This window comes from Serratia sp. YWN4 (assembly GCF_055790845.1).
Genome location: NZ_CM147696.1, coordinates 424,573 through 451,419, shown reverse-complemented (window position 1 = coordinate 451,419; position 26,847 = coordinate 424,573). Strand labels below are relative to the sequence as shown.

Here is a 26,847-nt window from a genome sequence, read left to right as displayed (position 1 = left end):
CAACTGTATGGCAACTGAAAGAATCTTCTATACCCTTCATACTTCAAGTTGCATGGACATTGACTTTGTTACTCAGGCCATCTGTAGCCTCGCTGCGTCGTCAGCTTGCTACTGCTCGAATTGTTCAGAATATAGAATCTAGTCAAACTAGCGTTCAGAGTATCTCATTTGCCAATTTACTTCTGTTGGGAAGGATGAGCCTCATTACTGGGGCTCATCCTTTAGGCTAGCGCAGGCTGGTTTTAAGCAACACGCTTAACGCCACGCTTTAAAACGATTGATCAGGCCGTTGGTTGAACTATCGTGGCTCGCCACGGCCTCTTTACCTGCCAGTTCTGGCAGAATACGGTTTGCCAGTTGTTTACCCAACTCCACACCCCATTGATCGAAGGTGAAGATGTTGAGGATAACGCCTTGGGTAAAGATCTTGTGCTCATACAGAGCAATCAGGCTGCCCAGGCTGAACGGCGTGATTTCACGCAGCAAGATGGAGTTGGTCGGGCGGTTGCCTTCAAACACCTTGAATGGCGCAACGTGCTTGACCTCTTCAGGCTTTTTACCCTGTACCGCAAACTCTTCTTCTACCACTGCCAGCGATTTGCCAAACGCCAGCGCTTCCGTCTGGGCAAAGAAGTTCGATAGCAACTTGGCGTGGTGATCGCTTAACGGATTATGGCTGATAGCCGGAGCGATAAAATCACAAGGAACCAGCTTAGTGCCTTGGTGAATCAGCTGATAGAACGCGTGCTGGCCGTTGGTGCCTGGTTCACCCCAGATAATTGGGCCAGTCTGGTAATCCACCGGATTGCCGTTGCGATCGACATATTTACCGTTGGATTCCATGTTGCCCTGCTGGAAATAAGCAGCAAAACGGTGCATGTATTGATCGTACGGCAAAATGGCTTCGGTTTCTGCGCCGAAGAAGTTGTTGTACCAGATGCCGATCAAGGCCAGCAGCACCGGCAGATTGTTCTCGGCAGGCGTCTGCGCAAAATGCTGATCCATCTCGTGCGCACCGCTCAGCAGTTGCTCGAAGTGGTCAAAGCCAAGCGACAGTGCGATAGACAAACCGATCGCCGACCACAGAGAGTAGCGGCCGCCCACCCAGTCCCAGAACTCGAACATATTGTCGGTATCAATACCAAACTCAGCCACCGCTTTACCGTTGGTGGACAGCGCGGCAAAGTGCTTCGCCACGTGTTTCTGGTCACCGGCGGTTTTCAGGAACCAGTCACGCGCGCTGTGGGCATTGGTCATGGTTTCCTGAGTGGTAAAGGTTTTAGAAGCCACCAGGAACAGCGTAGTGGCAGGATCCAGCGGCTTCAGCGTTTCGGCAATGTGGGTGCCATCCACGTTAGAAACGAAGTGCATATTCAGATGGTTTTTATACGGACGCAGCGCTTCGGTCGCCATATAAGGGCCGAGATCAGAGCCACCGATGCCGATATTCACTACATCGGTAATCGGCTTGCCGGTGTAACCTTTCCAATCACCGCCAATCACGCGGTCACAGAACTGTTTCATTTTTGCCAGCACCGCATTCACTTCCGGCATTACGTCTTTGCCGTCAACGAGGATTGGCGTGTTGCTGCGGTTGCGCAGTGCGACATGCAGCACGGCGCGATCTTCGGTACGGTTGATTTTCTCACCGGCGAACATCGATTTGATCGCGCTTTGCAGATCGGTTTCTTTCGCCAGCGCCTGAAGTTTTTCCAGGGTTTCTGCGGTGATGCGGTTTTTGGAATAATCCACCAGCATCTGATCGTTGAAGGTGGCAGAGAACGTGGAGAAACGCTCGCTATCCTGAGCAAACAGATCGCGGATCTGGACGTCTTTCATCTGTTCAAAATGTTGCTGCAAGGCTTGCCAAGCAGCGGTTTGACTAGGATTGATATTTTTCATAGCAACGCTCTTATGCTTGAGAATAAAAAGGGAGGTGATTGGCCGATTGTAGCCTGTTCACCTGTGATTACGATCTCTTTTCTTGCGATAGGGATTAACGGGCAAACGGGAACGCTCTCTTTTTACCTTTCCACAACAAACCCTCTGTCCTTCAGGTAACAACCTGTTATCACCACGATAAAAGTGGGGCTAAACACCCACAGTTTTGCCCTCGCTCAGCACGCAAGAGGCCCCGCACGCTGACAAGATGAATATCCCTCAACGTTTGCTCGTTGACAGCGGCACATAAACCCGTTATTCCTAACATCCTACTTGCGCACCCGGTGCGCAAGCCAGAAGAGGCGCGTCGCCCAGGTAGAGTGTCAGAGGAGCCGTTATCCGATGACGACATTTGAGGGGGAGCGACGCCGAGGCGCGGTGAATGCGGCAATCATCACGTCGGCTACAGGGGCTGAATCCCCTGAGTTGTCACCATGGGTCACCCTGCACGGGTGGTTCAGCAAGGTGGGGCGCTTCTGGGTGTACCGTAGTCTTAACCTCTACGCTTGCTCCCTGTTTACCGCTCTTCCCTTGTGCCAAGGCTATGGAAATAAATTGCCATCTGAAATGGCATCCCTGACACGAGGTTTTACATGATTCAAGCAGCATCCCTGAACAATACCGTAGTGGCAAAATTCGGCGGTACCAGCGTGGCCGATTTCGACGCGATGAACCGCAGTGCCGATGTCGTGCTGTCCAACTCTAACGTGCGTCTGGTGGTCCTTTCCGCCTCTGCTGGCATTACCAACCTGCTGGTGGCCTTGGCTGAAGGCTGCAACACCGAAAAACGCACCTACCAGCTCGATGAAATTCGCCGTATTCAATATGCCATCCTCGATCGCCTCGACAATCCGGCGGTGATCCGTGATGAAATCGACCGTATGCTGGAAAATATCGCCATGCTGTCGGAAGCCGCTGCGCTGGCCACGTCCCTGGCACTGACCGACGAACTGGTCAGCCATGGCGAACTGATGTCCACCCTGCTGTTTGTTGAGATCCTGCGCCAGCGCCGCGTACAGGCGGAGTGGTTCGACGTGCGCAAAGTGATGCGCACTGACGATCATTTCGGCCGTGCGGTACCAGACAATGCAGCCTTGACTGAACTGGCCCAGACGCTGTTGAAACCGCGCCTGCGGGAAGCCCTGGTTGTTACCCAAGGCTTTATCGGCAGCGAAGCGAAAGGCCGCACCACCACACTGGGCCGTGGCGGCAGCGACTACACCGCCGCCCTGCTGGGGGAAGCGCTGAGCGTCAGCCGCGTGGATATCTGGACCGACGTGCCAGGCATTTACACCACCGATCCGCGCGTGGTGCCTGCTGCCAAGCGCATCGATAAGATCGCCTTCGAAGAGGCGGCAGAAATGGCCACCTTTGGCGCGAAAGTGCTGCATCCGGCAACGCTGTTACCCGCCGTGCGCAGTGATATCCCGGTGTTTGTCGGCTCGAGCAAAGATCCTGCCGCAGGTGGCACGCTGGTGTGCAACACCACCGAAAACCCACCGCTGTTCCGTGCTCTGGCACTGCGCCGCAAGCAAACGCTGCTGACGTTGCACAGCCTGAACATGTTGCACGCACGCGGTTTCTTGGCGGAAGTGTTTAACATCTTGGCGCGCCACAATATTTCCGTCGATCTGATCACCACCTCCGAAGTCAGCATTGCGCTGACCATGGATACCACCGGTTCTACCTCAACCGGCGGCAGCCTGCTGACCACGTCTCTGCTCACCGAGCTGTCTTCGCTGTGCCGGGTTGAGGTGGAAGAGAATCTGGCGTTGGTTGCCTTAATCGGCAACAAACTTTCTCAGGCCTGCGGCGTGGGCAAAGAGGTGTTTGGCGTGCTGGATCCGTTTAATATCCGCATGATCTGCTACGGGGCCAGCAGCTATAATCTGTGCTTCCTGGTACCGGGTGACGATGCAGAGCAAGTGGTAAGAACGCTGCACCGCAACCTGTTTGAATAACGCGAAATGCCTTGTGAAGGGAAACACTATCAATGCTGGCAAAAATAACCCGTTTGTTCCCGCTGTGGGCCGTGCTGCTTTCCGTTGCGGCTTATTACACACCAGCCACCTTCACGGGCATCAGCCCCTATATCAGCCCGCTGCTGATGCTGATCATGTTTGCCATGGGCGTGACGCTGCGTCTGGATGATTTCAAACGCGTGCTATCGCGCCCCGGCCCGGTCGCCGCAGGGATCTTCCTGCATTACCTAATTATGCCGCTGGCGGCGTGGCTCCTGGCAATACTGTTCCGTATGCCGCCGGACCTTTCCGCCGGTATGGTGCTGGTGGGCAGCGTCGCCAGCGGTACGGCGTCCAACGTCATCATTTATTTGGCGAAGGGCGATGTCGCTTTGTCGGTAACCATTTCTGCGGTTTCTACGCTGGTTGGCGTATTTGCTACGCCACTGCTGACGCACCTGTACGTCGACGCCAAAATCAGCGTCGATATTATGGGGATGTTGTTAAGCATTCTGCAGATCGTGGTGATCCCAATCGGCCTTGGCCTGGTCATCCACCATACTTTTACCAAAACGGTGAAACGCGTCGAACCCTTCCTACCAGCGCTGTCGATGGTTTGTATCGTGACCATCATCAGCGCGGTGGTGGCGGGCAGCCAGAGCCATATTGCTTCGGTTGGGCTGGTGGTGATTGTAGCGGTGATCCTGCATAACGGCATCGGGTTACTGAGTGGTTACTGGGGCGGTAAACTGTTCGGCTTCGATGAGTCCACCTGCCGCACGCTGGCGATTGAAGTGGGTATGCAGAACTCCGGGCTGGCAGCCACGCTGGGTAAGATTTACTTCTCGCCGCTGGCGGCGTTGCCCGGCGCGCTGTTCTCGGTGTGGCATAACCTTTCCGGTTCCCTGCTGGCCGGTTACTGGTCTGGCCGCCCCACCAAGAAAGAGTGATCGCCACAAAGTCATGCCACTTCGCGTAATGTCACGGTTTCTAACCGTAGCCCGATTTCACTGCCATCAGCGTGCAGGTCGGCCATGGAACGGTTGAGCACGTCCACCCACAGCTCAACGCCATGGGCCTGCACGCGGTAACGCACGACATTGCCCAACAGGCTGTGGCGGAGAATGGTGGCGGCAATGCCTTGCCCAGCGGGCAGTAATTGGATCGATTCTGGGCGGATCGCCACCTGCCCCAAGTAGGTTTGCCCGGTTAGAGCCTGCGCCTGTTCAGCGCTCAGCAGGTTGTAACTGCCAATAAACCCGGCGGCAAAGGCATTGGCCGGTTGGGTATACAGCGTTTCTGCGTTGCCGCTTTGCACAATCTCCCCCTTGTTCATCAACACGATGCGATCGGAAAGCGTTAACGCTTCTTCCTGATCGTGGGTGACAAAAATCGCCGTCAGGTTCAGTTCCCGCTGGATACGGCGGATTTGCTCACGCAGATGCTTACGAATGCGGGCGTCTAATGCCGACAGCGGTTCATCCAGCAGCAGCAGGCGTGGCCGCGTCACCAGCGAGCGAGCCAGCGCCACGCGTTGGCACTGGCCACCAGAGAGCTGATGCGGGTAGCGCTTCACCAGTTCGGTTAACTCTACCAGCGCCAGCGCTTCCTGTACCCGCAGGCGGATCTGCTCGGCGGGCAACTTCTGCATCTTCAGGCCAAAGGCCACGTTACCTTCCACTGTCATATTAGGGAACAGCGCGTAGCTCTGGAATACCATACCGATACCGCGCTTTTGCGGCGGCAGAGGCACCAGATCCTGCCCTTGCAGCAGGATCTGCCCACTATCCACCGGGGTCAGCCCTGCCAGGCAACGCAGCAATGTCGATTTACCGCAACCGCTTGGCCCAAGCAGGGTGACAAACTCACCCTCTTCGGCGCTGAAATCGATATTGTGAAACACCTGGGTATGGCCATAATGTTTGTTAAGGCGGGTGACGTTGAGATAAGCCATGCGATTACCCTTTGGTTTTATTCAGCAGATTTGCCAGCCAGGTGACGAGCAGCACCACGGCAAAATAAGAGATGACCAATGCGCTGGTGAAATGGCCGCTGCCATTACGCATATTGAACAGGTAAACCTGCAGCGTTTCATACTGGCTGCCCACCAGCAGGTTAGCGAATACAAACTCACCAATCAGAAATGAGAACGACAGCAACACTGCGATCATCCCACCTTTGCGCAAGTTTGGCAGCACCACCAGCAGCGCAGCCTGCCATGTACTGGCCCCCAGCAGATGCGCGGCATCCATCAGATCGTGCAGGTTGATCGCCTGCATATTGTTGCTGATGGCGCGGTAGATAAACGGCAGAGCGATAGTGAAATAGCAGCCAATCAGGATCCAGGGTGTGCCCAGCAGCGGCAGCGGATCGGCAGCGAACAGTTGCATCAGGCCCACAGAGGACACCACCGGCGGCACGGCAAACGGCAGCAGGATCAGTACGTTCATCACCGCATCGAGCTTAAGAAAATAGTAAGCAATCACAAACATCAGCGGCAGGATCACCACCACCGCCAGCACCAGCGTGCCAAAACAGATCAGCAGCGAGTGCCACAGCGCTTGTAGAAAGCGCGGATCGCTCCATAACGCCACCAGCCACTTCAGGGTAAAACCCTGCGGCAGAATGGTCGCGCCCCACTGCGTCGCTAAGGCATACACCAGCGTCGCCGCCAAGGGCAGCAACAGGATCAGAAATAACAGGGTCACCACCAGCCGGTGATAAACCCTTTCAAAACGCCGCATAGACATCCCCTGCCAACTCACGAGCGTGCATTCAGGTAACTCCTGCGCAGCAGCCATTGATGCATCACCGTGATCAACCCCATCATCACCACCAGCATCATGGCTAACGCGCTGGCCAGGTTCGGATCGAGAGCAATATCCCCGGCCACCAGCGCTGAAATACGAATCGGGATCACGTTGAAATTACCGGTGGTCAGCGCATACACCGTGGCGTAAGCCCCCAGCGCGTTGGCCAGCAGAATGACAAAAGTGCCCATCAGCGCCGGTGCCAATACCGGCAGGCCGATATAGCGCCAAAAGTGCCATGGCCCTGCCCCCAGCAACGCCGCAGACTCACGCCAGTCCTCACGCAGCGCATCAAACGCCGGGTACAGCAGCAACACGCCGAGCGGGATCTGGAAGTAGGTGTAAAGCACAATCAGCCCGCTTTTCGAATAGAGGTTAAAACTGTCTATCAGGCCACACTTGTGCAGCAATAGGGTCAGGCAACCATTCAGCCCCAGCAGAATGACAAACGCGAACGCCAGCGGCACTCCGGCAAAGTTGCTGGTCATATTGGTAAATGACATCACAAAATCATGCAGCCGGGTTGGGCCAAGCTGGCGAAGTGAGTAACTGCCTACTAACGCAATCAGCAGGCCGTAAACGCTTGACCACCATGAGATCTCCAGCGAGAACAGGAATGCCTGTAGGTAAAACGGCGAGGTCAGCACATCAACATAGTTACCCCAGCCCCAGCCGCTGCTTTCACTGAAAAAGCTGCTGACCGCAATCCATATCAGCGGGGCAATCTGAAACGCGCCAAACAGCGCGATAAACGGCAGCAGGCACAGCGCAGCAATCCACTTGGCTTTCATCTCTTCACCTTCATGCCAGCAACGCCCGGCAGCGAGGCTTGTCGTGTACCACCTGCAACAGTTCACACAGGGTGCCACACAGCTCGGTCTGTTGCGGATTGGCATCGTTCTGGCTGAAGGCCTCACCAAACACAAACAGCGGTACCTGCCGCTCTTCCGGCAATACCCCGCCGTGGCTATGATCGTCATTCATGCCGTGATCGGCAGTGATCATCACCTGATAACCCGCGGCCAGCCAATCCGCCAGATAGCGTGCCAACAGGCCGTCGGCATTGCGGGCCGCATTGCGATACTGGGGGGAAGACAGCCCATGGCGGTGCCCGGCATCATCAATATTCATCGGATGGATCAGCAGAAAATCAGGATGGTAACGGCGGCGCAGATTTTCCGCATCGTCAAACAGATGTGAATCCGGGTAGCGGTCGTCGTAATAGAAATGGCCATGCTGGATCGGCAATGCCGGGTCATCGGTATGGCGATCGCGGGCGGCATCGAACGGCGTGCGGTTATACAGTTCACTGAACCAGTGATAGGCCGCCGCCGCAGTGGCCAACCCGGCAGCACGCGCATAATGAAATACGCTTTTCTCACACGACAGCCGTGCTACCTGATTGTGTACCACACCGCTTTCCACCGGCGTTACGCCGGTGAGAATACATTCATACAATGGCCGGGAGAGCGAGGGCAACTCGCTCTCCATCAGATACAACCGCCCGCGCCCTGCCACACATTCCGCCTGTAGGTAGCCCATAGCATCATGCGCTACCTGATAGTTGAGGCCGTCCAGTAGGACGAGGATCGTCTTCATCGTGCGTTAACTCACTGCTGCATCAGCATAATGACGTTTTCCTGCCACAGGCGTGGTAGCTGTTTGGCGCTCTTTTCCCAAGCGGCCGGATCGGCAATCGGGTGGGCGTTGTTATACTGTTCCGCCGGTAGCAGCTTGGCCTTCACGTCGTCCGGCAGCGTAATGTGTTCAGCGCGGATCGGGCGGGCATAGCCGCGCGCCAGGTTGATCTGGCCTGCATCAGAGAAGATATATTCACGCGCCAGTTTGGCGGCATTCGGGTGTTTGGCGTATTTATTGATGACGGTGGTATAGCCGGAGGTGATCGAGCCATCAGACGGGATCAGCACTTCGAAACGGGTTTTGTCGATCTGATCGCGGTAGTTCAGGCCGTTAAAGTCCCACACCACGCCCACCTGCACTTCACCTTTCTCCAATGATGCAATCACCGGGTTGGTCATGCTCAAACGCCCGGCTTTGGCCAGCTTGCCGAAGAACTCCAGCCCCGGTTTGAGGTTTTTCTCGTCGCCGCCCATGGCATAGGTTGCCGCCAATACGCCGCTGGCCGCCTGCGAGGCGGTGCCCACATCACCGATGGTGACGTGGTAATTGCCTTTCAGCAGATCGGCCCAACTGCGCGGAATATCCGGCACCTGCTGTTTGTTGACGATAAAGGCGATAGTGCCGGTATAGGCCAATGCCCAATGGCCGTCTTGGTCTTTCGCCCAATCGGGAATCTGCGCCCAAGTGGTGGGTTTATACGGCTGGGTTACCCCTTTTTGTACCGCGATCGGGCCGAAAGCCGCTCCCACATCGCCAATATCTGCCGTGGCATTGCCTTTTTCAGCATCAAACTTGGCGATCTCCTGCGCTGAACTCATGTCGGTATCTATATGCTTAAGATCGTATTGGCTCAGCAGATCGGCCCAGGTTCCTTTCCAGTTAGCCCAACTGTCCGGCATGCCGACGCTGTTGACTTCCCCTTCCTTCTTGGCCGCCTGAATCAGCGCGGCCAGATCGCTGTCAGCGGCCCAGCTCATCTGGCTGGTCAGCACAATGGCACTGGTTAACACGCAAGCGCACAAACGTTTCATAACTGATGCTCCAGGTGGTGTGAGATAAACCGGATATATACCCAAGGCTGTAACATCGGGTAAGAAGGGTATAGCGAACAATTGTGATCGTTATATGTCAGTGGAAAAATCCGCGGCTTTATTACATTTCAAACTTGCTGATTCTTCACTTGTGGGAACGATCGGCCCCAATCGCGCAGAAACTGTGCAGAATCAATAAAGCCGTGGCAGCAGGTGTTATTCTGACGAGCTTACTCGCTAAATGCAGGAGCTAGCGACAATGTTCGACGTCAACGGCTCGGCGCCCTCCCCACTGCACAAACTGCTGTGGCGGCATGCGCGCCGTATTGGCCTGAGGCACTTGCTGAAAGATACCGTCAATGGAATGCGTAGTTTATGAACAAACCCGATCTGAGTCACAATCACTATCGGGTGGATAATACCCGACCGCACATTATTCTGGCCGGTGCACACGATCGCAAAATGCTGATGCGTTTGGTGATTGCCTGCCCGGCCGGGCTGTTCCAGCTCCAACCGGACGGCAGTCTGTTCTTCGATGTGCAGGGTTGCCTGGAATGTGGCACCTGCCGTCTGCTGTGCGGGGAGGAGACCATTGCCCGTTGGTGCTATCCCGATGCGGGCTACGGCATTGAGTTCCGTTTTGGCTGAAGAACGTTGGCCAATTCATTCATCACCACTGGCAGGATACGCTGCCCGCCGCTGAGGCCTATCACAACATGTGGTTGATGGGCTCCCTGATGGTGTTCACCTTTTTGCTGTTCAACAGTAGACAAGGTGTTCCCCTGAAAAACAACCCGCGGTGATGCATGCCGGTCAGTTAATGAGAAACCCCTTTCCCAAAGGAAAAGGGGCTTTTGCCTTAAGCGATCTAAATCCTGTTAATCCGCGTCGTATCCTAGGTTAGGAGCCAACCAACGCTCAACTTCGCTGACTTTCATCCCTTTGCGCGCCGCGTAATCTTCTACCTGATCGCGCTGGATTTGCGCCACGGCAAAATATTTGCTCTGCGGATGGCTGAAGTACCAACCGGAAACCGCCGCCCCCGGCCACATGGCAAAGGATTCGGTCAGTTGCATACCGGTATGGCGGTTAACGTCCAGCAACTGCCAGATCTCGGCTTTTTCGGTATGTTCCGGGCAGGCCGGATAACCCGGTGCCGGGCGGATACCCTGATAATTTTCCCGGATCAGCTCTTCGTTACTCAGGTTTTCATCTGCCGCAAAGCCCCAATGCAGCTTACGCACCTGTTCATGCAGGTATTCGGCAAAGGCTTCCGCCAGGCGATCCGACAAGGCTTTGACCATGATCTTGTTGTAATCATCGTGCTTAGCGTCATAGGCGGCCGCCAGCGCATCCTCTTCCAGCCCACCGGTGACGGCGAACGCGCCAAAGTAATCGGCCTTGCCGCTGCTTTTCGGTGCTACGAAATCCGCCAGACAGTAGTTCGGGAAGTCGGTTTTTTCAGTTTGCTGACGCAGATGACGGCTCACCACCAGCACCTCGTCGCGGCTTTCATCGCGATAAACTTCTACATCGTCGCCCACGCGGTTGGCCGGGAACAGGCCATAAACGCCGCGCGGATTGAGGCTGCCGCTTTCCGCCAGCCTATCCAGCATCTGGTTAGCATCCTGGAGCAGGCGTTTGGCTTCTTCACCCACCACTTCATCTTCCAGAATGCGTGGGTATTTACCCGCTAGCGACCAGGTCATAAAGAACGGCGTCCAGTCGATATAGTGGCGCAACTGGTTAATACTCGCCGTCACCGGGAATACGCCCAGCTTGTTTGGCACCGGCGGCTGGTAGTTTTCCCAATCCAACGCCATGGCGTTATCCCGCGCCTGCTGCAAACTGACCGGCGGGGTGCGCGGCTTTTTGCGTCCGTGCTGGATGCGCACGGTTTCATACTCTTTGCGCGTACGGGCGACAAACTCGTCACGCTGGGTATCCGACAGCAGTGCCGACACCACGCCAACGGTGCGTGAGGCGTTTTGCACGTAGGTGGTCGGGCCGCTGTAGTTCTGCTCGATCTTCACTGCGGTATGCGCTTTGGAGGTGGTCGCGCCGCCGATCAGCAACGGCAAGGTAAAGCCCTGGCGCTCCATCTCCTTCGCCACGTTGACCATCTCATCCAGCGACGGGGTGATCAGGCCCGACAGGCCGATAATATCCACCTTCTGTTCGCGTGCGGTCTTGAGGATTTTGTCCGTCGGCACCATCACGCCCAGATCGATAATTTCGTAGTTATTACATTGCAGCACCACGCCGACAATATTCTTGCCGATGTCATGCACATCGCCCTTCACCGTCGCCAGCAGGATCTTGCCTGCGGTGGTGCCTTTCTGCTTGCTGGCCTCAATGTAGGGTTCGAGGTAAGCCACCGCCTGCTTCATCACGCGGGCAGATTTCACCACCTGCGGCAGGAACATTTTCCCTTCGCCGAACAGATCGCCCACCACGTTCATCCCAGACATCAGCGGGCCTTCGATCACTTCGATCGGGCGATCCGCTTGCTGGCGCGCCTCTTCGGTGTCGAGTTCAATAAACTCGGTAATGCCCTTAACCAGGGAATATTCCAGGCGCTTTGCCACCGGCCAGCCGCGCCATTCCGCCTGTTGCACCGCCACTTCATTGTCTTTGCTGCCCCGGTATTTTTCTGCCAAATCCAGCAAGCGTTCGGTGCCGTCCGGGCGGCGGTTGAGCACCACATCCTCTACGGCTTCACGCAGTTCGGTACTCAGATCGTCGTAGATCGCCAGTTGCCCGGCGTTGACGATCCCCATATCCATGCCGTTACGGATGGCGTGATACAGGAACACCGCGTGGATCGCCTCGCGCACCGGATCGTTGCCACGGAACGAGAACGACACGTTGGAGACGCCACCGGAGATCATCGCGTGCGGCAGATGGGTTTTGATGTCGCCGCAGGCTTCGATAAAGTCGACGGCATAGTTGTTATGCTCTTCGATCCCGGTCGCGACGGCAAAAATGTTCGGGTCAAAAATGATGTCTTCCGGCGGGAAGCCAACGCGTTCGGTAAGGATCTTATAGGCTCGGCGGCAGATCTCGAACTTGCGCTCGCGGGTATCGGCCTGGCCGACTTCGTCAAACGCCATCACCACCACCGCCGCTCCGTAGCGGCGCACCAGTTTGGCATGGTGAATAAAGGCTTCTTCGCCCTCTTTCATCGAGATCGAGTTAACGATGCCTTTACCCTGAATGCATTTCAGGCCTTTTTCGATCACGCTCCATTTAGAGGAGTCGATCATGATCGGCACGCGGGCAATATCCGGTTCACCGGCAATCAAGCTGAGAAAGCGCACCATCGCCGCTTCGGCGTCGAGCATGCCCTCATCCATGTTGATGTCGATGATCTGCGCGCCGCTTTCCACCTGCTGGCGCGCCACCGCTAGCGCCTCACTGTATTTCTCTTCTTTGATCAAGCGTTTGAAGCGGGCCGAACCGGTAACGTTAGTGCGTTCACCCACGTTGACGAACAGCGATTTGGCATCAATATTCAGCGGTTCCAGGCCGGACAACCGGCAGGCCACCGGCAACTCTGGCAGCTTGCGTGGCGGCACACCGGCTACCGCTTTCGCCATCGCGGCGATATGGGCTGGCGTGGTGCCACAGCAACCGCCGATGATATTCAGGAAACCGGCCTGCGCCCATTCGCCGACCTGTTTGGCCATCTCTTCGGCATCCAGATCGTATTCACCAAAGGCGTTGGGCAAACCGGCGTTGGGGTGCGCGGTCACGTAGCTTTCAGAAATACGCGCAAGTTCCGCCACGTATTGGCGCAGCTCATCCGGGCCGAGCGCACAGTTCAGGCCAAAGGTCAGCGGTTTAACGTGGCGCAGCGAGTTGTAAAAGGCTTCGGTGGTCTGGCCGGACAGGGTGCGACCGGAAGCATCGGTAATGGTGCCAGAAATCATGATCGGCAACGCCACGCCCAAGGCTTCAAATTCGGTTTCTACCGCAAAAGCAGCGGCTTTGGCATTCAACGTGTCGAAGATGGTTTCGATCATGATCAGATCGACGCCGCCCGCTACCAGCGCGCGGGTCGATTCGCGGTAGGCTTCCACCAACTGATCGAAAGAGACATTACGGAATGCCGGATCGTTAACATCGGGTGAGATCGAAGCGGTACGGTTGGTCGGACCCAGCACCCCGGCAACATAACGCGGTTGTTCCGGGGTACGCGCGCTCCATTCATCGGCACAGGCGCGCGCCAGCAACGCCGCCTGATAGTTAATCTCGGCAGACAGCGACTCCATATGGTAGTCGGCCATGGCAATAGTGGTGGAGTTGAAGGTGTTGGTTTCCAGGATGTCGGCACCGGCCTCCAGGTAGCCGTTGTGGATCGCCGTGATCACCTCCGGCTTGGTCAGCACCAGCAGATCGTTGTTGCCTTTCAGATCGCTTTGCCAATCAGCAAAACGTTCACCGCGGTAATCCTGCTCCTCTAGCCGATAGCTCTGGATCATGGTGCCCATACCGCCGTCCAACACTAAAATACGCTGCGCTAACTGCTCACGCAGTTGTTCTACTCGATTCGTCACTGTCACCCCTTATACCCGCCGACGTTTAAATTGCTCTTAAAATCTACCGGATATAGATAATCGCCATCGCCCAAATGCCATAAAAATAAACGAGCCATCCTAGCACAGGTTATGCGGGCAAAGGTGTGAGCGGGCATTGAGAGTTTTTCATGCTCATTGGGCAACAGATCCGATGAGCAAAGATGCGCCTTGCAATTCATACTCAAAAAACGAAAATGAATTCCACCATACGGAAAATAGAAGGTGAATCATGGCCACACCCGTACCCGCCAAGCGAGGCAAGAAGCCGCGCACCGCAGCACCCGCCGCCAGTGCCGCAACCGGCCAGGTTCAGTCACTGACTCGTGGCCTGAAATTACTGGAATATATTGCCGAAGCGCACGGTAACGTAGCGCTGACCGATCTGGCCCAGCAGGCTGGATTGCCTAATTCCACCACTCATCGCCTGCTCACCACCATGCAACAGCAGGGGTTTGTACGCCAAGTGGGCGATCTTGGCCTGTGGACCATGGGCGCGCACGCGTTTGTGGTCGGCAGCAGCTTCCTGCAAAGCCGCAATCTGCTGGCGATGGTACACCCGACGCTGCGCCGCCTGATGGAGGAATCGGGCGAAACGGTTAACCTGGCGGTACTGGATACCAGCGAATATCAGGCGGTGATTATCGATCAGGTGCAGTGTACCGCGCTGATGCGCATGTCGGCCCCGATTGGCGGCAAGCTGCCGATGCACGCTTCCGGCGCGGGCAAAGCGTTTCTGGCCACGCTTTCAGACGCTCAGGTCACCAAGTTACTGCATAAAAAAGGCATGCACACCTATACCGCGCACACGCTGACACCGCATAACCTGAAAGAAGGGCTGGCGCTGATCCGCAAACAGGGTTTTTCATTTGACGACGAAGAACATGCGCTCGGCCTGCGCTGCGTGGCGGCCTGTATTTTTGATGAGCATCGCGAGGCCTTTGCGGCGATCTCCATCTCTGGCCCGGTTTCACGCATCACCGACGATCGCGTAACGGAACTCGGGGCGCTGGTGATACACGCAGCCAAAGAGATCAGCCTCGAATATGGTGGCGTGCGTTAACGTTCTCACCTCCTACCCCCGTCTTAGCCAGCAGGCCGAGATGGGGCCAGCTTCCTCTGTTGTATTTCTGTGACCACCTGTAGAGATCTTGTTTCCCTGCTCACTAAAACCATGAAGCCGATCACAGTTAGCGATCCTGCCTGCTGAAGCCGATTGCCTCCGGTAAAATTCTCCTCGATATTGTTACCGATAACATGTTACCGGTAACTTCAATCAACAGTAACAACATAACCGGCCCTCAGCAATCGCGTATCAGGGCTGCCATGCGAGGACGGAATGATTAACCACAGCCTATCGCGCGTAACACAGCGCATCATCGAACGTTCAAAACAGAGCCGCTCTGCCTATCTGGCGCGCATCGCCGAGGCCCGATCGCAGACCGTACACCGCTCGCAGTTAGCCTGCGGTAATCTGGCGCACGGCTTTGCCGCCTGCCAGCCCAGCGATAAAGCCGCGCTGAAAAATAGGGTGCGTAGCGATATCGCCATCATCACTGCCTATAACGATATGCTTTCTGCCCATCAGCCTTATGAAAATTACCCGCAGCGGCTGAAACAGGCGCTGCACAGCGTGGGGGCGGTTGGCCAGGTGGCCGGTGGCGTGCCCGCCATGTGCGATGGCGTGACGCAGGGGCAGGATGGCATGGAGCTTTCGCTGATGAGCCGTGATGTGATTGCTATGTCCGCCGCCATCGGGCTGGCGCATAACATGTTTGATGGTGTGCTGTTCCTGGGGATCTGCGACAAGATCGTACCGGGGCTGGTGATGTCTGCCCTATCTTTCGGCCATCTGCCTGCGGTATTTGTGCCTGCCGGACCGATGAGCAGCGGCCTGCCGAACAAAGAGAAAGTGCGGGTGCGCCAGCTCTATGCCGAAGGCAAGGCCGACCGTCACGCGCTGTTGGAAGCCGAAGCAGCGTCTTATCACGGTATCGGCACCTGCACCTTCTACGGCACCGCCAACACCAACCAGATGATGATGGAAGTGATGGGCCTGCATCTGCCGGGAGCCTCCTTTGTGCACCCAGACACGCCGCTGCGTGATGCACTGACCGACGCCGCCGCACGCCAGGTAACCCGGCTGACCGAAACCAGCGGCCATTATTTACCGATCGGCCAGTTGATTGATGAAAAAGTGGTGGTTAACGGCATTGTTGCTCTGTTGGCCACCGGCGGTTCAACCAACCTGACCATGCATATGGTCGCCATGGCGCGGGCTGCGGGCATTATCATCAACTGGGATGATTTTTCTGAACTTTCTGACGCCGTACCGCTGCTATGCCGTATCTATCCCAATGGCCCGGCCGATATCAACCAGTTCCAGGCCGCCGGAGGCGTACCATTGGTGATCCGTGAACTGCTGAAAAACGGCCTGCTGCATCAGGATGTTCACACCGTTGCCGGTTTCGGCCTGGAGCGTTACACCCAGGAGCCGTGGCTGGATAATGGCCAACTAGCCTGGCGCGCTGGGGCGCAAAGCTCACTGGATAACAACGTGATTGCCAGCATCGCCGCACCGTTCGAGCACCACGGCGGTACCAAAGTGCTTTCCGGCAATCTGGGGCGCGCGGTGATGAAAACCTCGGCGGTGCCCGCTGATAACCAGATTATCGAAGCACCGGCGATAGTATTTGAAAGCCAGCACGATATCGTACCCGCATTTGAAACCGGCAAGCTGAATCAGGACTGTGTAGTGGTGGTGCGCTTTCAAGGGCCGCAGGCCAACGGTATGCCGGAGTTGCATAAACTGATGCCACCGCTCGGCGTACTGATGGATCGCGGCTTTAAGGTGGCGCTGGTGACCGATGGCCGCCTGTCGGGGGCCTCCGGTAAAGTACCTTCGGCGATCCACGTCACGCCGGAAGCCTATACCGGCGGGATGTTGGCAAAAGTACAAAACGGCGATCTGATCCGCGTTAATGGCCAGACCGGCGAATTGCAGTTGCTGGTTGATGCCGCCGAACTGGCCCAGCGCGCCGCTTACCAACCGGATCTGAACGCCGGGCGTGTTGGCTGTGGCCGTGAACTGTTCAGCGCATTACGCAGCCAGCTTTCCGGCGCGGAACAAGGGGCCTGCTGCATCCCGTTTTAAGGCTCAAAAATCAGCCAGCCCGGCCAATGACTTCAGCCTGCGGAACCTCTGCATAACCTGAAGTCAGCCGCTGGCTGAAACGGCGCTTTTTACGATAGGCAAACACGTCTTCTACATGCCCATCTTTGATTCTTTGCTGAAGCCCGCGCCAGTAATCCGCTTCGAACAGATCGCTGTGCATCTCTTCGAATACCTGGCGAATGCGCCGATCGCCACACAGGAAATGGCGAAACTCTTCTGGAAAGACATCGTTCGGTGAAACGCTGTACCAGGGCTCACTGGCCATTTCGTCTTCCGGGTAACGCGGCGGTGGAATATCGCGGAAATTCACCTCGGTCATATAGCAAATTTCGTCATAGTCGTAGAACACCACGCGCCCGTGGCGCGTCACGCCGAAGTTTTTAAACAGCATGTCGCCGGGGAAGATATTCGCCGCCGCTAACTGTTTGATCGCATTGCCATATTCTTCTATCGCATCATGCAGTTGCTGGTCGTTGGCCTGTTCCAGATACAGATTCAGCGGCGTCATCTTACGTTCCATGTACAGATGCTTAATGACCACGCGATCGCCGAGATCTTCCAGCTTTTCCGGCACTTCCAGCTGTAGTTCCGCCCACAGTTCCGGGCTAAGGCGCGCTTTATCGACCACGAAGTTCTCATACTCCTGCGTATCCGCCATGCGGCCCACGCGATCGTGTTCTTTAACCAACTGATAGCAGGCCATCACCTGAGCTTGCGTGACCTCTTTCTGCGGGGCGAATTCGTCTTTAATCACTTTGAACACCCGATCAAAAGACGGCAGAGTAAACACCAGCATCACCATGCCTTTCACGCCCGGAGCAATAATGAACTGCTCCTGAGATTGCGCTATAAAGGTCAGATACTCGCGGTAACATTCGGTTTTACCGTGCTTCTGGCAGCCGATCGCCATATACAGCTCGGCGGTGGTTTTGCCCGGCAGGATCTCACGCAGCCATTCCACCATCGCCGCCGGTAATGGCGCATAAACCATAAAGTAGGAACGGGCAAAGCCAAACACGATGCTGGCCTCGGCTTTGCTGGTCAGGCAGGTATCAATAAACAAAGCGCCGGAATCGCTGCGGTGGATCGGCAGCAGGAACGGATAAACGCCGTCTGCCAGCCGCAGTTTGCCCACCAACCAGGCGGCTTTATTACGGTAAAACAGCTCATTGGCCACCTGAAGCGTCGCTCCGGTCAGTTGCTCGAGGTTGAAGCCCCGCTGCAATGCCTGAGTGATATAACCGATATCACGCGGCAGATCTTCCCACGGCAGCCGCAGCGGCAGATCGGTCAGCAGGCTGTGCAGCATCGCCGCCATATCGCCATTAGGCAGGAAATTGCGCGACAGCGGCCGTGGAATATCACGAAAACGCCGTTCGGGCTGCGAGCTGAAAACAAACAGTTTGTCCGGGGTTAAATCACGGTGTTTAAACAAACGGCAGTAAACCGAATTGAAAAAACTCTCGGCAATTTCAAAGCGTGGATAATCTGGCAGTAATTCGGTGTACACCGCCTTTACCCGGCTGGGGAAATCCGCATCGTAATAGCGTTGCCCGGTGATGCATTTCAACTGCTCCACCACCAGGCCCACATGGTGATCGTAAAGATGGATACGCTTTTTCATCGCCTGCTGTACGGCGGGCCAGTCGGCCTGCTCAAAACGCTGCTGCGCCCCGGCGGTGACCTCTAGAAAGCGACCATATTGTGCATCAAATCCCTGCAAGATCGTCTGTGCGATCAACAACTCCCGTTTTGCCACCATCTTTACCCCTCCCTGCCCACGAGGCAGAGCCTGCAAATGCAGGCCCTGAATAACGCATTGTTACGGTGGTGAGATTAGAACTGCTGTTCTTCGGTCGAACCGGTCAGCGCCGTGACGGAAGAGGCCCCGCCCTGAATAACGGTGGTGACTTTGTCGAAGTAGCCAGTACCCACTTCCTGCTGATGCGAGGCAAAGGTATAGCCACGTTCGACGGCCGCAAACTCCGGCTGCTGCACTTTTTCAACATAGTGCTTCATGCCTTCGCCGCGAGCATAGGCATGTGCCAGATCGAACATGTTGAACCACATGCTGTGAATACCGGCCAGGGTGATGAACTGGTATTTGTAACCCATGGCAGACAGCTCATCCTGGAAGCGGGCGATGGTCTGATCGTCCAGGTTCTTCTGCCAGTTGAAGGACGGTGAACAGTTGTAGGCTAACAGCTTGCCAGGGAATTTGGCATGAATGGCGTCGGCAAAACGCTTCGCTGCGGCCAGATCTGGGGTTGAGGTTTCGCACCACACCAGATCGGCGTAGGGAGCATAAGCCAAGCCACGGCTAATCGCCTGTTCAATGCCAGCATGGGTACGGAAGAAACCTTCTGCCGTGCGCTCACCCGACACAAAGGCGCTGTCGTACGGATCGCAATCGGAAGTCAGCAGATCTGCCGCATCGGCATCAGTACGCGCAATCAACAGGGTTGGCACACCGAGCACGTCGGCAGCCAGACGCGCAGCGACCAGTTTCTGGATCGCTTCCTGGGTCGGCACCAGAACTTTACCGCCCATATGGCCGCATTTTTTCACTGCCGCCAGTTGGTCTTCAAAGTGTACCCCTGCGGCACCGGCTTCAATCATCGCCTTCATCAGTTCGAATGCGTTCAGCACGCCGCCAAAACCGGCTTCTGCATCAGCCACGATCGGCAGGAAATAGTCGGTATAACCTTTGCTGCCCGGTTCAATCTGGTTCGCCCATTGGATCTGATCGGCGCGGCGGAAGGTATTATTGATACGCTCGACCACCGCTGGAACAGAATCTACCGGGTAGAGTGACTGGTCTGGGTACATGGCAGAGGCGGTATTCGCATCCGCAGCCACCTGCCAGCCAGACAGATAAATCGCTTCTACGCCCGCTTTCGCCTGCTGTAACGCCTGGCCACCGGTTAGCGCACCTAAGCTGTTAACGTACCCTTTGCGGGATTTACCGTGCAGCAACTCCCACAGTTTGGCCGCACCGTTTTGCGCCAGCGTGCAGACCGGATTGACCGAACCGCGCAGGTTGATCACGTCTGCGGCACTGTATGGGCGGGTGATGCCTTCCCAACGTGCTGATTTCCATTCCTGTTCCAGCTGTTGGATCTGTTGGGTACGAGAGGTTGTCATATTTTTATCCTTTGCGATTAATGTAGGGTTAATAGTCAGGAACGGTTTATCAGGCCAGTAATTCGTAGCCGGGTAAGGTCAGGAAATCGATCAGCTCATCTTGCGTAGTGATACGCTCCATCAGGCGCGTCGCTTCTTCAAACCGGCCAGCGTTGTAACGCGCCTCACCCAATTCTTCACGTACTACCAACATTTCTTCTTTCAGCATTTGGCGAAAGAGCACTTTGGTCACCAGTTGGCCGTTGCTGAGGCTCTTTTCATGGTGGATCCACTGCCAGATAGAGGTACGGGAGATCTCGGCGGTGGCGGCATCTTCCATCAGGCCATAAATCGGCACGCAGCCATTGCCGGAGATCCAGGCCTCAATGTATTGCACCGCGACACGGATATTGGCGCGCATCCCCGCTTCTGTACGCTCGCCGTCACAAGGCTCCAGCAACTGGGCTGCGGTGATCGGTGCGTCCTGCTCACGCAGCACTTCTAACTGGTTGCGGCGATCGCCCAGAATGCGGTTAAACACTTCCATCACCGTATCGGCCAACCCCGGATGCGCCACCCAGGTGCCGTCGTGGCCGTTAGTGGCCTCCAGCTCTTTGTCTGCACGCACTTTGCCGAGCACGATGGCATTCTGCTCTGCATCTTTGCTCGGGATAAATGCTGCCATGCCGCCCATAGCAAAAGCACCGCGCTTGTGGCAGGTCTTGATCAGCAAGCGTGAATAAGCGCTGAGGAAAGGTTGGGTCATGGTGACGGATTGGCGATCCGGCAGTACCCGCTCACCGTGGTTCTTCAACGTTTTGATATAGCTGAAAATGTAATCCCAGCGGCCGCAGTTCAGCCCGACGATATGATCGCGCAGGTGATACAGGATTTCGTCCATCTGGAATACGGCGGGCAAAGTCTCGATCAGCACGGTCGCTTTGATCGTCCCACGCGGCAGTTCGAAGCGATCTTCGGTAAAGCTGAATACTTCACTCCACCAGGCTGCTTCCTGCCAGGATTGTGTTTTTGGCAGATAGAAATACGGGCCGCTGCCTTTTGCCAGCAACTGGCGGTAGTTATGGAAGAAGTAGAGGGCAAAATCGAATAACCCACCGGGAATGGCTTCGCCTTGCCACTGCACATGTTTCTCTGGCAGGTGCAGGCCACGAACGCGGGCGATCAATACCGCCGGGTTCGGTTTGAGCTGGTAAATCTTGCCCGCTTCGTTGGTATAGGAAATGGTGCCGTTCACCGCATCGTGCAGGTTGATTTGCCCTTCGATCACTTTGTCCCAGCTTGGGGCCAGCGAATCTTCGAAGTCGGCCATAAACACTTTGACGTTGGCGTTCAGCGCGTTGATCACCATCTTGCGCTCAACCGGGCCGGTAATCTCAACCCGACGATCGCGTAAATCGTCAGGAATGCCGCGGATTTTCCAACTTCCATTACGAATGGAATCAGTTTCCGAAATAAAATCCGGCAGACCGCCACGATCGATGTTTTCCTGCCAGCAGGCGCGCGCGGCCAATAGCTTGTTGCGTTGTGGAGTAAACTTCGCCACCAGTTCCGCCAGGAATTCGACGGCATCATCCGTTAACACCTGTCGCTCAGCCGCACTGAAACCCCGCGTAAACGTTAACTCCGTGCCTGCTATCTGTTGCATCATTGTCTTGCTCCTTCCCATCATCCCGCTCCGTCATTGCTGACTGAACAAAGTATTATTGTCGGAAACCACGGCAACTCAGGGTGAAAACACAACCGCTAATTGGTTAGATATCAGCCCTTTTGCATCTTAGAATAACCAACAAAAACCAAAAATCAAAAACGATTTCCATTTTTTTATTAAATATTTTATTAACCTTTTATTATCAATAAATTACAGAATTTATCATTGATAACAAACCAGGAACCCGATTCCGTTAAGACGTTCCAAGTGGTGTAATGAGTTGTTTTAAAAGGAATTATTGATGATAAAGCGTTGAAAAATAGAGGGGGAAATTGCAGAACAGACCATGGCGGCCTCGATTCAGCCACCATATGCCAGGAAGAAATGTTACTCGAGGGTAGGATTCATGTGACGCAGATCGAACGGAGTAATCTGATAGACGTAGTAATTCAACCAGTTGGCAAACAGTAAGTGGCCATGGCTGCGCCATGAAGCTTTGGGGGGGAGTTCAGGGTTGTCGTTAGGGAAGTAATTCAGCGGAACGCTCGGATTAAGGCCTGCATCGTTATCGCGACAATACTCACCCGCAAGCGTCAGGGTGTCGTATTCAGGGTGTCCGGTAACAAATGCCAAGCGCTTGTCACGACTGGCGAACAGGTAGGCACCGGCCAGCTCCGATTCGGCCAGAATATCCAGATCCGTATACTGGCGGATAACGTCGGCAGGGAAGTCGGCATAGCGCGAATGTGGAGCCAGGAAGGTTTCATCAAAACCACGGGTCAGCAAGGCGTGCTGTTGCAGCGTCTGATGTTGATACACCCCAGAGAGCTTCACCTCGCGGGTCATCTTCGGAATGCCGTACAAGATGTTTAACGCTGCCTGGACCGCCCAGCAGACAAACAGCGTGGAGGTTACGTGGTGCTTGGCCCAGTCGATCACACGTTCGATCTGCGGCCAATAGGCCACATCGCAGAAATCAACTAGGCCCAAAGGCGCGCCGGTGACGATCAGGCCGTCGAAATTCTCATCCTGAATATCTTCAAAGTTGCAGTAGAAATTGTTCAGGTGCTCAGCAGGCGTGTTCTTCGATTCACGGCTGTCGATACGCAGCAGTTGGATATCGATTTGCAGTGGAGAGTTGGAGAGCAAGCGCAGAAACTGGTTCTCAGTCTCGATTTTTTTTGGCATCAGATTGAGGATAAGCACTTTTAACGGCCTGATTTCCTGTGTTTTTGCTCGTGAAGATGTCATTACAAAGACATTCTCATTGCGCAAAAAACTCACCGCAGGTAACTCATCAGGAACACGAATCGGCATTGCCAAACCCTCACATATCCATTTATACGTTTAGACTTCTAGATGCCTGAAGATAGCGTTTTTTTAGCACCATGTCGAGTCTTCAACAGGAAGGTGAAAATGTTTCATTGCCAGAGAGGAAAAGGAGGATTTGGTAGACTAGAAAAGCAAAAAGGCCATCCTTGCGGATGGCCTCTCGGCTTAATTGATGCTTGGCAGTGTCCTACTCTCGCATGGGGAGGCCCCACACTACCATCGGCGCTACGGCGTTTCACTTCTGAGTTCGGCATGGGGTCAGGTGGGACCACCGCGCTATTGCCGCCAAGCAAATTCTTTTAATTTTTTTCTGCCGAACTTCTAAACCACTTCAATAAAGTGGTGCTGATACCCAGAGTCGAACTGGGGACCTCACCCTTACCAAGGGTGCGCTCTACCAACTGAGCCATATCAGCACACAAATTTGATGCCTGGCAGTGTCCTACTCTCGCATGGGGAGACCCCACACTACCATCGGCGCTACGGCGTTTCACTTCTGAGTTCGGCATGGGGTCAGGTGGGACCACCGCGCTATTGCCGCCAGGCAAATTCTGTTTCATTCCAAGCCGTCACATGTCTTCACACGCAACCACCGGAACCAATCTAGGAACATCGCTGAAAATTAAAACTTCAATATTTCGTCTCTAAAAACACCTTCGGTGTTGTAAGGTTAAGCCTCACGGTTCATTAGTACTGGTTAGCTCAATGCATCGCTGCACTTACACACCCAGCCTATCAACGTCTTAGTCTTAAACGTTCCTTCAGGAGCCTTAAAGGCCCAGGGAAGACTCATCTCGAGGCTAGTTTCGCGCTTAGATGCTTTCAGCGCTTATCTGTTCCGCACTTAGCTACCGGGCAGTGCCATTGGCATGACAACCCGAACACCAGTGGTGCGTTCACTCCGGTCCTCTCGTACTAGGAGCAACCCCTCTCAATCTTCCAACGCCCACGGCAGATAGGGACCGAACTGTCTCACGACGTTCTAAACCCAGCTCGCGTACCACTTTAAATGGCGAACAGCCATACCCTTGGGACCTACTTCAGCCCCAGGATGTGATGAGCCGACATCGAGGTGCCAAACACCGCCGTCGATATGAACTCTTGGGCGGTATCAGCCTGTTATCCCCGGAGTACCTTTTATCCGTTGAGCGATGGCCCTTCCATTCAGAACCACCGGATCACTAAGACCTACTTTCGTACCTGCTCGAGCCGTCACTCTCGCAGTCAAGCTAGCTTATGCCTTTGCACTAACCTCACGATGTCCGACCGTGATTAGCTAACCTTCGTGCTCCTCCGTTACTCTTTGGGAGGAGACCGCCCCAGTCAAACTACCCACCAGACACTGTCCTCACCCCCGATTAGGGGGCCGAGTTAGAACATCAAACATTAAAGGGTGGTATTTCAAGGTTGGCTCCATGCAGACTGGCGTCTACACTTCATTGCCTCCCACCTATCCTACACATCAAGGCTCAATGTTCAGTGTCAAGCTATAGTAAAGGTTCACGGGGTCTTTCCGTCTTGCCGCGGGTACACTGCATCTTCACAGCGAGTTCAATTTCACTGAGTCTCGGGTGGAGACAGCCTGGCCATCATTACGCCATTCGTGCAGGTCGGAACTTACCCGACAAGGAATTTCGCTACCTTAGGACCGTTATAGTTACGGCCGCCGTTTACTGGGGCTTCGATCAAGAGCTTCGCCTTGCGGCTAACCCCATCAATTAACCTTCCAGCACCGGGCAGGCGTCACACCGTATACGTCCACTTTCGTGTTTGCACAGTGCTGTGTTTTTATTAAACAGTTGCAGCCAGCTGGTATCTGCGACTGGCTTCAGCTCCATCCGCAAGGGACTTCACCTACGCGCCAGCGTGCCTTCTCCCGAAGTTACGGCACCATTTTGCCTAGTTCCTTCACCCGAGTTCTCTCAAGCGCCTGGGTATTCTCTACCTGACCACCTGTGTCGGTTTGGGGTACGATTCTGTGTTACCTGGAGCTTAGAGGCTTTTCCTGGAAGCTTGGCATCAACTGCTTCTGCACCGTAGTGCATCGTCATCACGCCTCAGGGTTGAATAAGAGAACGGATTTACCAATTCTCTCCCCCTACACGCTTAAACCGGGACAACCGTCGCCCGGCCAGCCTAGCCTTCTCCGTCCCCCCTTCGCAGTAACACCGAGTACGGGAATATTAACCCGTTTCCCATCGACTACGCCTTTCGGCCTCGCCTTAGGGGTCGACTCACCCTGCCCCGATTAACGTTGGACAGGAACCCTTGGTCTTCCGGCGAGCGGGTTTTTCACCCGCTTTATCGTTACTTATGTCAGCATTCGCACTTCTGATACCTCCAGCAGCCCTCACAGACCACCTTCAACGGCTTACAGAACGCTCCCCTACCCAACAACGCCTAAGCGTCGCTGCCGCAGCTTCGGTGCATGGTTTAGCCCCGTTACATCTTCCGCGCAGGCCGACTCGACCAGTGAGCTATTACGCTTTCTTTAAATGATGGCTGCTTCTAAGCCAACATCCTGGCTGTCTATGCCTTCCCACATCGTTTCCCACTTAACCATGACTTTGGGACCTTAGCTGGCGGTCTGGGTTGTTTCCCTCTTCACGACGGACGTTAGCACCCGCCGTGTGTCTCCCGTGATAACATTCTTCGGTATTCGGAGTTTGCATCGGGTTGGTAAGCCGGGATGGCCCCCTAGCCGAAACAGTGCTCTACCCCCGAAGATGAGTTCACGAGGCGCTACCTAAATAGCTTTCGGGGAGAACCAGCTATCTCCCGGTTTGATTGGCCTTTCACCCCCAGCCACAAGTCATCCGCTAATTTTTCAACATTAGTCGGTTCGGTCCTCCAGTTAGTGTTACCCAACCTTCAACCTGCCCATGGCTAGATCACCGGGTTTCGGGTCTATACCTTGCAACTAGACGCCCAGTTAAGACTCGGTTTCCCTACGGCTCCCCTATACGGTTAACCTTGCTACAAAATATAAGTCGCTGACCCATTATACAAAAGGTACGCAGTCACCCCATAAAAGAGGCTCCCACTGCTTGTACGTACACGGTTTCAGGTTCTGTTTCACTCCCCTCGCCGGGGTTCTTTTCGCCTTTCCCTCACGGTACTGGTTCACTATCGGTCAGTCAGGAGTATTTAGCCTTGGAGGATGGTCCCCCCATATTCAGACAGGATGTCACGTGTCCCGCCCTACTCATCGAACTCACAGCTGATGCATTTTAGTGTACGGGGCTATCACCCTTTGCTGCGCGACTTTCCAGACGCTTCCACTAACACACCAACTGATTCAGGTTCTGGGCTCTTCCCCGTTCGCTCGCCGCTACTGGGGGAATCTCGGTTGATTTCTTTTCCTCGGGGTACTTAGATGTTTCAGTTCCCCCGGTTCGCCTCATGCCACTATGTATTCATGACATGATAGTGCAACGGATTGCACTGGGTTTCCCCATTCGGGTATTGCCGGTTATAACGGTTCATATCACCTTACCGACACTTTTCGCAGATTAGCACGCCCTTCATCGCCTCTGACTGCCTAGGCATCCACCGTGTACGCTTAGTCACTTAACCTCACAACCCGA

17 protein-coding genes, 1 tRNA gene, 3 rRNA genes, 1 pseudogene and 1 riboswitch are annotated in these 26,847 nt (G+C 55.1%); of the genes and pseudogenes, 7 read left to right on the top strand and 15 right to left on the bottom strand.

Annotated elements, in window-relative coordinates:
- Nucleotides 1-255: 255 nt before the first annotated feature.
- The gene (gene pgi, locus ACX9GT_RS02155) at nucleotides 256-1,902 is read right to left on the bottom strand and encodes a glucose-6-phosphate isomerase (protein WP_473189609.1); all 1,647 of its coding nucleotides are present in this window, start codon (nucleotides 1,900-1,902) and stop codon (nucleotides 256-258) included.
- Between the two features lie 328 nt (nucleotides 1,903-2,230).
- Nucleotides 2,231-2,425: riboswitch (Lysine riboswitch) on the top strand.
- Nucleotides 2,426-2,534: 109 nt separating this feature from the next.
- Between pgi and lysC the strand changes: the two genes are divergently transcribed.
- The gene (gene lysC, locus ACX9GT_RS02150) at nucleotides 2,535-3,902 is read left to right on the top strand and encodes a lysine-sensitive aspartokinase 3 (RefSeq protein WP_473189608.1); all 1,368 of its coding nucleotides are present in this window, start codon (nucleotides 2,535-2,537) and stop codon (nucleotides 3,900-3,902) included.
- A 32-nt stretch (nucleotides 3,903-3,934) separates the two neighbouring features.
- On the top strand, nucleotides 3,935-4,852 hold the full coding sequence (panS, locus tag ACX9GT_RS02145) for a ketopantoate/pantoate/pantothenate transporter PanS (protein ID WP_473189607.1): 918 nt from the start codon (nucleotides 3,935-3,937) through the stop codon (nucleotides 4,850-4,852).
- An 11-nt stretch (nucleotides 4,853-4,863) separates the two neighbouring features.
- On the opposite strand, the gene ACX9GT_RS02140 is transcribed toward panS, so the two are convergent.
- From ACX9GT_RS02140 to ACX9GT_RS02120, 5 genes are read right to left on the bottom strand one after another with little or no spacing between them, the layout of a single operon-like run.
- Complete coding sequence (locus ACX9GT_RS02140) at nucleotides 4,864-5,856, bottom strand: ABC transporter ATP-binding protein (protein WP_473189606.1); 993 nt, start codon at nucleotides 5,854-5,856, stop codon at nucleotides 4,864-4,866.
- Between the two features lie 4 nt (nucleotides 5,857-5,860).
- Complete coding sequence (locus ACX9GT_RS02135; RefSeq protein WP_473189605.1) at nucleotides 5,861-6,646, bottom strand: ABC transporter permease; 786 nt, start codon at nucleotides 6,644-6,646, stop codon at nucleotides 5,861-5,863.
- Between the two features lie 17 nt (nucleotides 6,647-6,663).
- Nucleotides 6,664-7,503 carry an ABC transporter permease gene (locus tag ACX9GT_RS02130; protein ID WP_473189604.1) on the bottom strand — a complete coding sequence of 280 codons (840 nt, stop codon included), beginning with the start codon at nucleotides 7,501-7,503 and terminating at the stop codon, nucleotides 6,664-6,666.
- A 10-nt stretch (nucleotides 7,504-7,513) separates the two neighbouring features.
- Entirely contained in the window at nucleotides 7,514-8,311 is a 798-nt protein-coding gene (locus ACX9GT_RS02125) for an alkaline phosphatase family protein (RefSeq protein WP_473189603.1), read from the bottom strand.
- Between the two features lie 11 nt (nucleotides 8,312-8,322).
- On the bottom strand, nucleotides 8,323-9,384 hold the full coding sequence (locus tag ACX9GT_RS02120) for an ABC transporter substrate-binding protein (RefSeq protein WP_473189602.1): 1,062 nt from the start codon (nucleotides 9,382-9,384) through the stop codon (nucleotides 8,323-8,325).
- Between the two features lie 241 nt (nucleotides 9,385-9,625).
- Here ACX9GT_RS02120 and ACX9GT_RS02115 point away from each other — a divergent pair, with 241 nt between their 5' ends.
- The 3 genes and pseudogenes from ACX9GT_RS02115 to ACX9GT_RS02105 form a co-directional block, all read left to right on the top strand.
- On the top strand, nucleotides 9,626-9,763 hold the full coding sequence (locus ACX9GT_RS02115; RefSeq protein ID WP_473189601.1) for a hypothetical protein: 138 nt from the start codon (nucleotides 9,626-9,628) through the stop codon (nucleotides 9,761-9,763).
- Nucleotides 9,760-10,032 (top strand): ferredoxin family protein, encoded by a 273-nt coding sequence (locus ACX9GT_RS02110; RefSeq protein WP_473189600.1) that lies wholly within the window; start codon nucleotides 9,760-9,762, stop codon nucleotides 10,030-10,032. Before ACX9GT_RS02115 ends, ACX9GT_RS02110 begins: the two co-directional genes overlap by 4 nt.
- A 26-nt stretch (nucleotides 10,033-10,058) precedes the next feature.
- Nucleotides 10,059-10,187: pseudogene (locus tag ACX9GT_RS02105) on the top strand (hypothetical protein); the annotation flags it as partial.
- 75 nt (nucleotides 10,188-10,262) lie between these two features.
- Here the strand turns inward: ACX9GT_RS02105 and metH are convergent.
- A complete protein-coding gene (gene metH, locus ACX9GT_RS02100; protein WP_473189599.1) occupies nucleotides 10,263-13,943 on the bottom strand; it encodes a methionine synthase in 3,681 nt (1,226 codons plus the stop codon).
- Nucleotides 13,944-14,193: 250 nt separating this feature from the next.
- Between metH and iclR the strand changes: the two genes are divergently transcribed.
- Both iclR and edd read left to right on the top strand, forming a co-directional pair.
- Nucleotides 14,194-15,024 (top strand): glyoxylate bypass operon transcriptional repressor IclR, encoded by an 831-nt coding sequence (gene iclR / locus ACX9GT_RS02095; RefSeq protein ID WP_473189598.1) that lies wholly within the window; start codon nucleotides 14,194-14,196, stop codon nucleotides 15,022-15,024.
- Between the two features lie 276 nt (nucleotides 15,025-15,300).
- Nucleotides 15,301-17,115, top strand: coding sequence for a phosphogluconate dehydratase (gene edd, locus ACX9GT_RS02090; protein ID WP_473189597.1), 1,815 nt, complete (start codon nucleotides 15,301-15,303; stop codon nucleotides 17,113-17,115).
- Between the two features lie 10 nt (nucleotides 17,116-17,125).
- On the opposite strand, the gene aceK is transcribed toward edd, so the two are convergent.
- From aceK to ACX9GT_RS02050, 8 genes are all read right to left on the bottom strand, one after another.
- Nucleotides 17,126-18,898, bottom strand: coding sequence for a bifunctional isocitrate dehydrogenase kinase/phosphatase (gene aceK / locus ACX9GT_RS02085; protein WP_473189596.1), 1,773 nt, complete (start codon nucleotides 18,896-18,898; stop codon nucleotides 17,126-17,128).
- 74 nt (nucleotides 18,899-18,972) lie between these two features.
- Nucleotides 18,973-20,280 (bottom strand): isocitrate lyase, encoded by a 1,308-nt coding sequence (gene aceA, locus ACX9GT_RS02080; RefSeq protein WP_459400303.1) that lies wholly within the window; start codon nucleotides 20,278-20,280, stop codon nucleotides 18,973-18,975.
- 49 nt (nucleotides 20,281-20,329) lie between these two features.
- Nucleotides 20,330-21,928: a malate synthase A gene (aceB, locus tag ACX9GT_RS02075; RefSeq protein ID WP_473189595.1), complete on the bottom strand. Its 1,599-nt coding sequence runs from the start codon at nucleotides 21,926-21,928 to the stop codon at nucleotides 20,330-20,332.
- Nucleotides 21,929-22,315: 387 nt separating this feature from the next.
- Complete coding sequence (metA, locus tag ACX9GT_RS02070) at nucleotides 22,316-23,245, bottom strand: homoserine O-succinyltransferase MetA (RefSeq protein ID WP_473189594.1); 930 nt, start codon at nucleotides 23,243-23,245, stop codon at nucleotides 22,316-22,318.
- 189 nt (nucleotides 23,246-23,434) lie between these two features.
- Nucleotides 23,435-23,550 (bottom strand): 5S ribosomal RNA (gene rrf / locus ACX9GT_RS02065).
- Between the two features lie 50 nt (nucleotides 23,551-23,600).
- Nucleotides 23,601-23,676 (bottom strand) — tRNA-Thr (locus tag ACX9GT_RS02060).
- Between the two features lie 13 nt (nucleotides 23,677-23,689).
- A 5S ribosomal RNA gene (rrf, locus tag ACX9GT_RS02055) occupies nucleotides 23,690-23,805 on the bottom strand.
- A gap of 121 nt (nucleotides 23,806-23,926) precedes the next feature.
- Nucleotides 23,927-26,836, bottom strand: a 23S ribosomal RNA gene (locus ACX9GT_RS02050).
- Nucleotides 26,837-26,847: the final 11 nt, after the last annotated feature.

Bases quoted from the DNA above. Each gene is read 5' to 3' on its own strand.
- pgi (WP_473189609.1), bottom strand. From the start codon at position 1,902: ATGAAAAATATCAATCCTAGTCAAACCGCTGCTTGGCAAGCCTTGCAG.
- lysC (WP_473189608.1), top strand. From the start codon at position 2,535: ATGATTCAAGCAGCATCCCTGAACAATACCGTAGTGGCAAAATTCGGC.
- panS (WP_473189607.1), top strand. From the start codon at position 3,935: ATGCTGGCAAAAATAACCCGTTTGTTCCCGCTGTGGGCCGTGCTGCTT.
- ACX9GT_RS02140 (WP_473189606.1), bottom strand. From the start codon at position 5,856: ATGGCTTATCTCAACGTCACCCGCCTTAACAAACATTATGGCCATACC.
- ACX9GT_RS02135 (WP_473189605.1), bottom strand. From the start codon at position 6,646: ATGCGGCGTTTTGAAAGGGTTTATCACCGGCTGGTGGTGACCCTGTTA.
- ACX9GT_RS02130 (WP_473189604.1), bottom strand. From the start codon at position 7,503: ATGAAAGCCAAGTGGATTGCTGCGCTGTGCCTGCTGCCGTTTATCGCG.
- ACX9GT_RS02125 (WP_473189603.1), bottom strand. From the start codon at position 8,311: ATGAAGACGATCCTCGTCCTACTGGACGGCCTCAACTATCAGGTAGCG.
- ACX9GT_RS02120 (WP_473189602.1), bottom strand. From the start codon at position 9,384: ATGAAACGTTTGTGCGCTTGCGTGTTAACCAGTGCCATTGTGCTGACC.
- ACX9GT_RS02115 (WP_473189601.1), top strand. From the start codon at position 9,626: ATGCAGGAGCTAGCGACAATGTTCGACGTCAACGGCTCGGCGCCCTCC.
- ACX9GT_RS02110 (WP_473189600.1), top strand. From the start codon at position 9,760: ATGAACAAACCCGATCTGAGTCACAATCACTATCGGGTGGATAATACC.
- iclR (WP_473189598.1), top strand. From the start codon at position 14,194: ATGGCCACACCCGTACCCGCCAAGCGAGGCAAGAAGCCGCGCACCGCA.
- edd (WP_473189597.1), top strand. From the start codon at position 15,301: ATGATTAACCACAGCCTATCGCGCGTAACACAGCGCATCATCGAACGT.
- aceK (WP_473189596.1), bottom strand. From the start codon at position 18,898: ATGGTGGCAAAACGGGAGTTGTTGATCGCACAGACGATCTTGCAGGGA.
- aceA (WP_459400303.1), bottom strand. From the start codon at position 20,280: ATGACAACCTCTCGTACCCAACAGATCCAACAGCTGGAACAGGAATGG.
- aceB (WP_473189595.1), bottom strand. From the start codon at position 21,928: ATGATGCAACAGATAGCAGGCACGGAGTTAACGTTTACGCGGGGTTTC.
- metA (WP_473189594.1), bottom strand. From the start codon at position 23,245: ATGCCGATTCGTGTTCCTGATGAGTTACCTGCGGTGAGTTTTTTGCGC.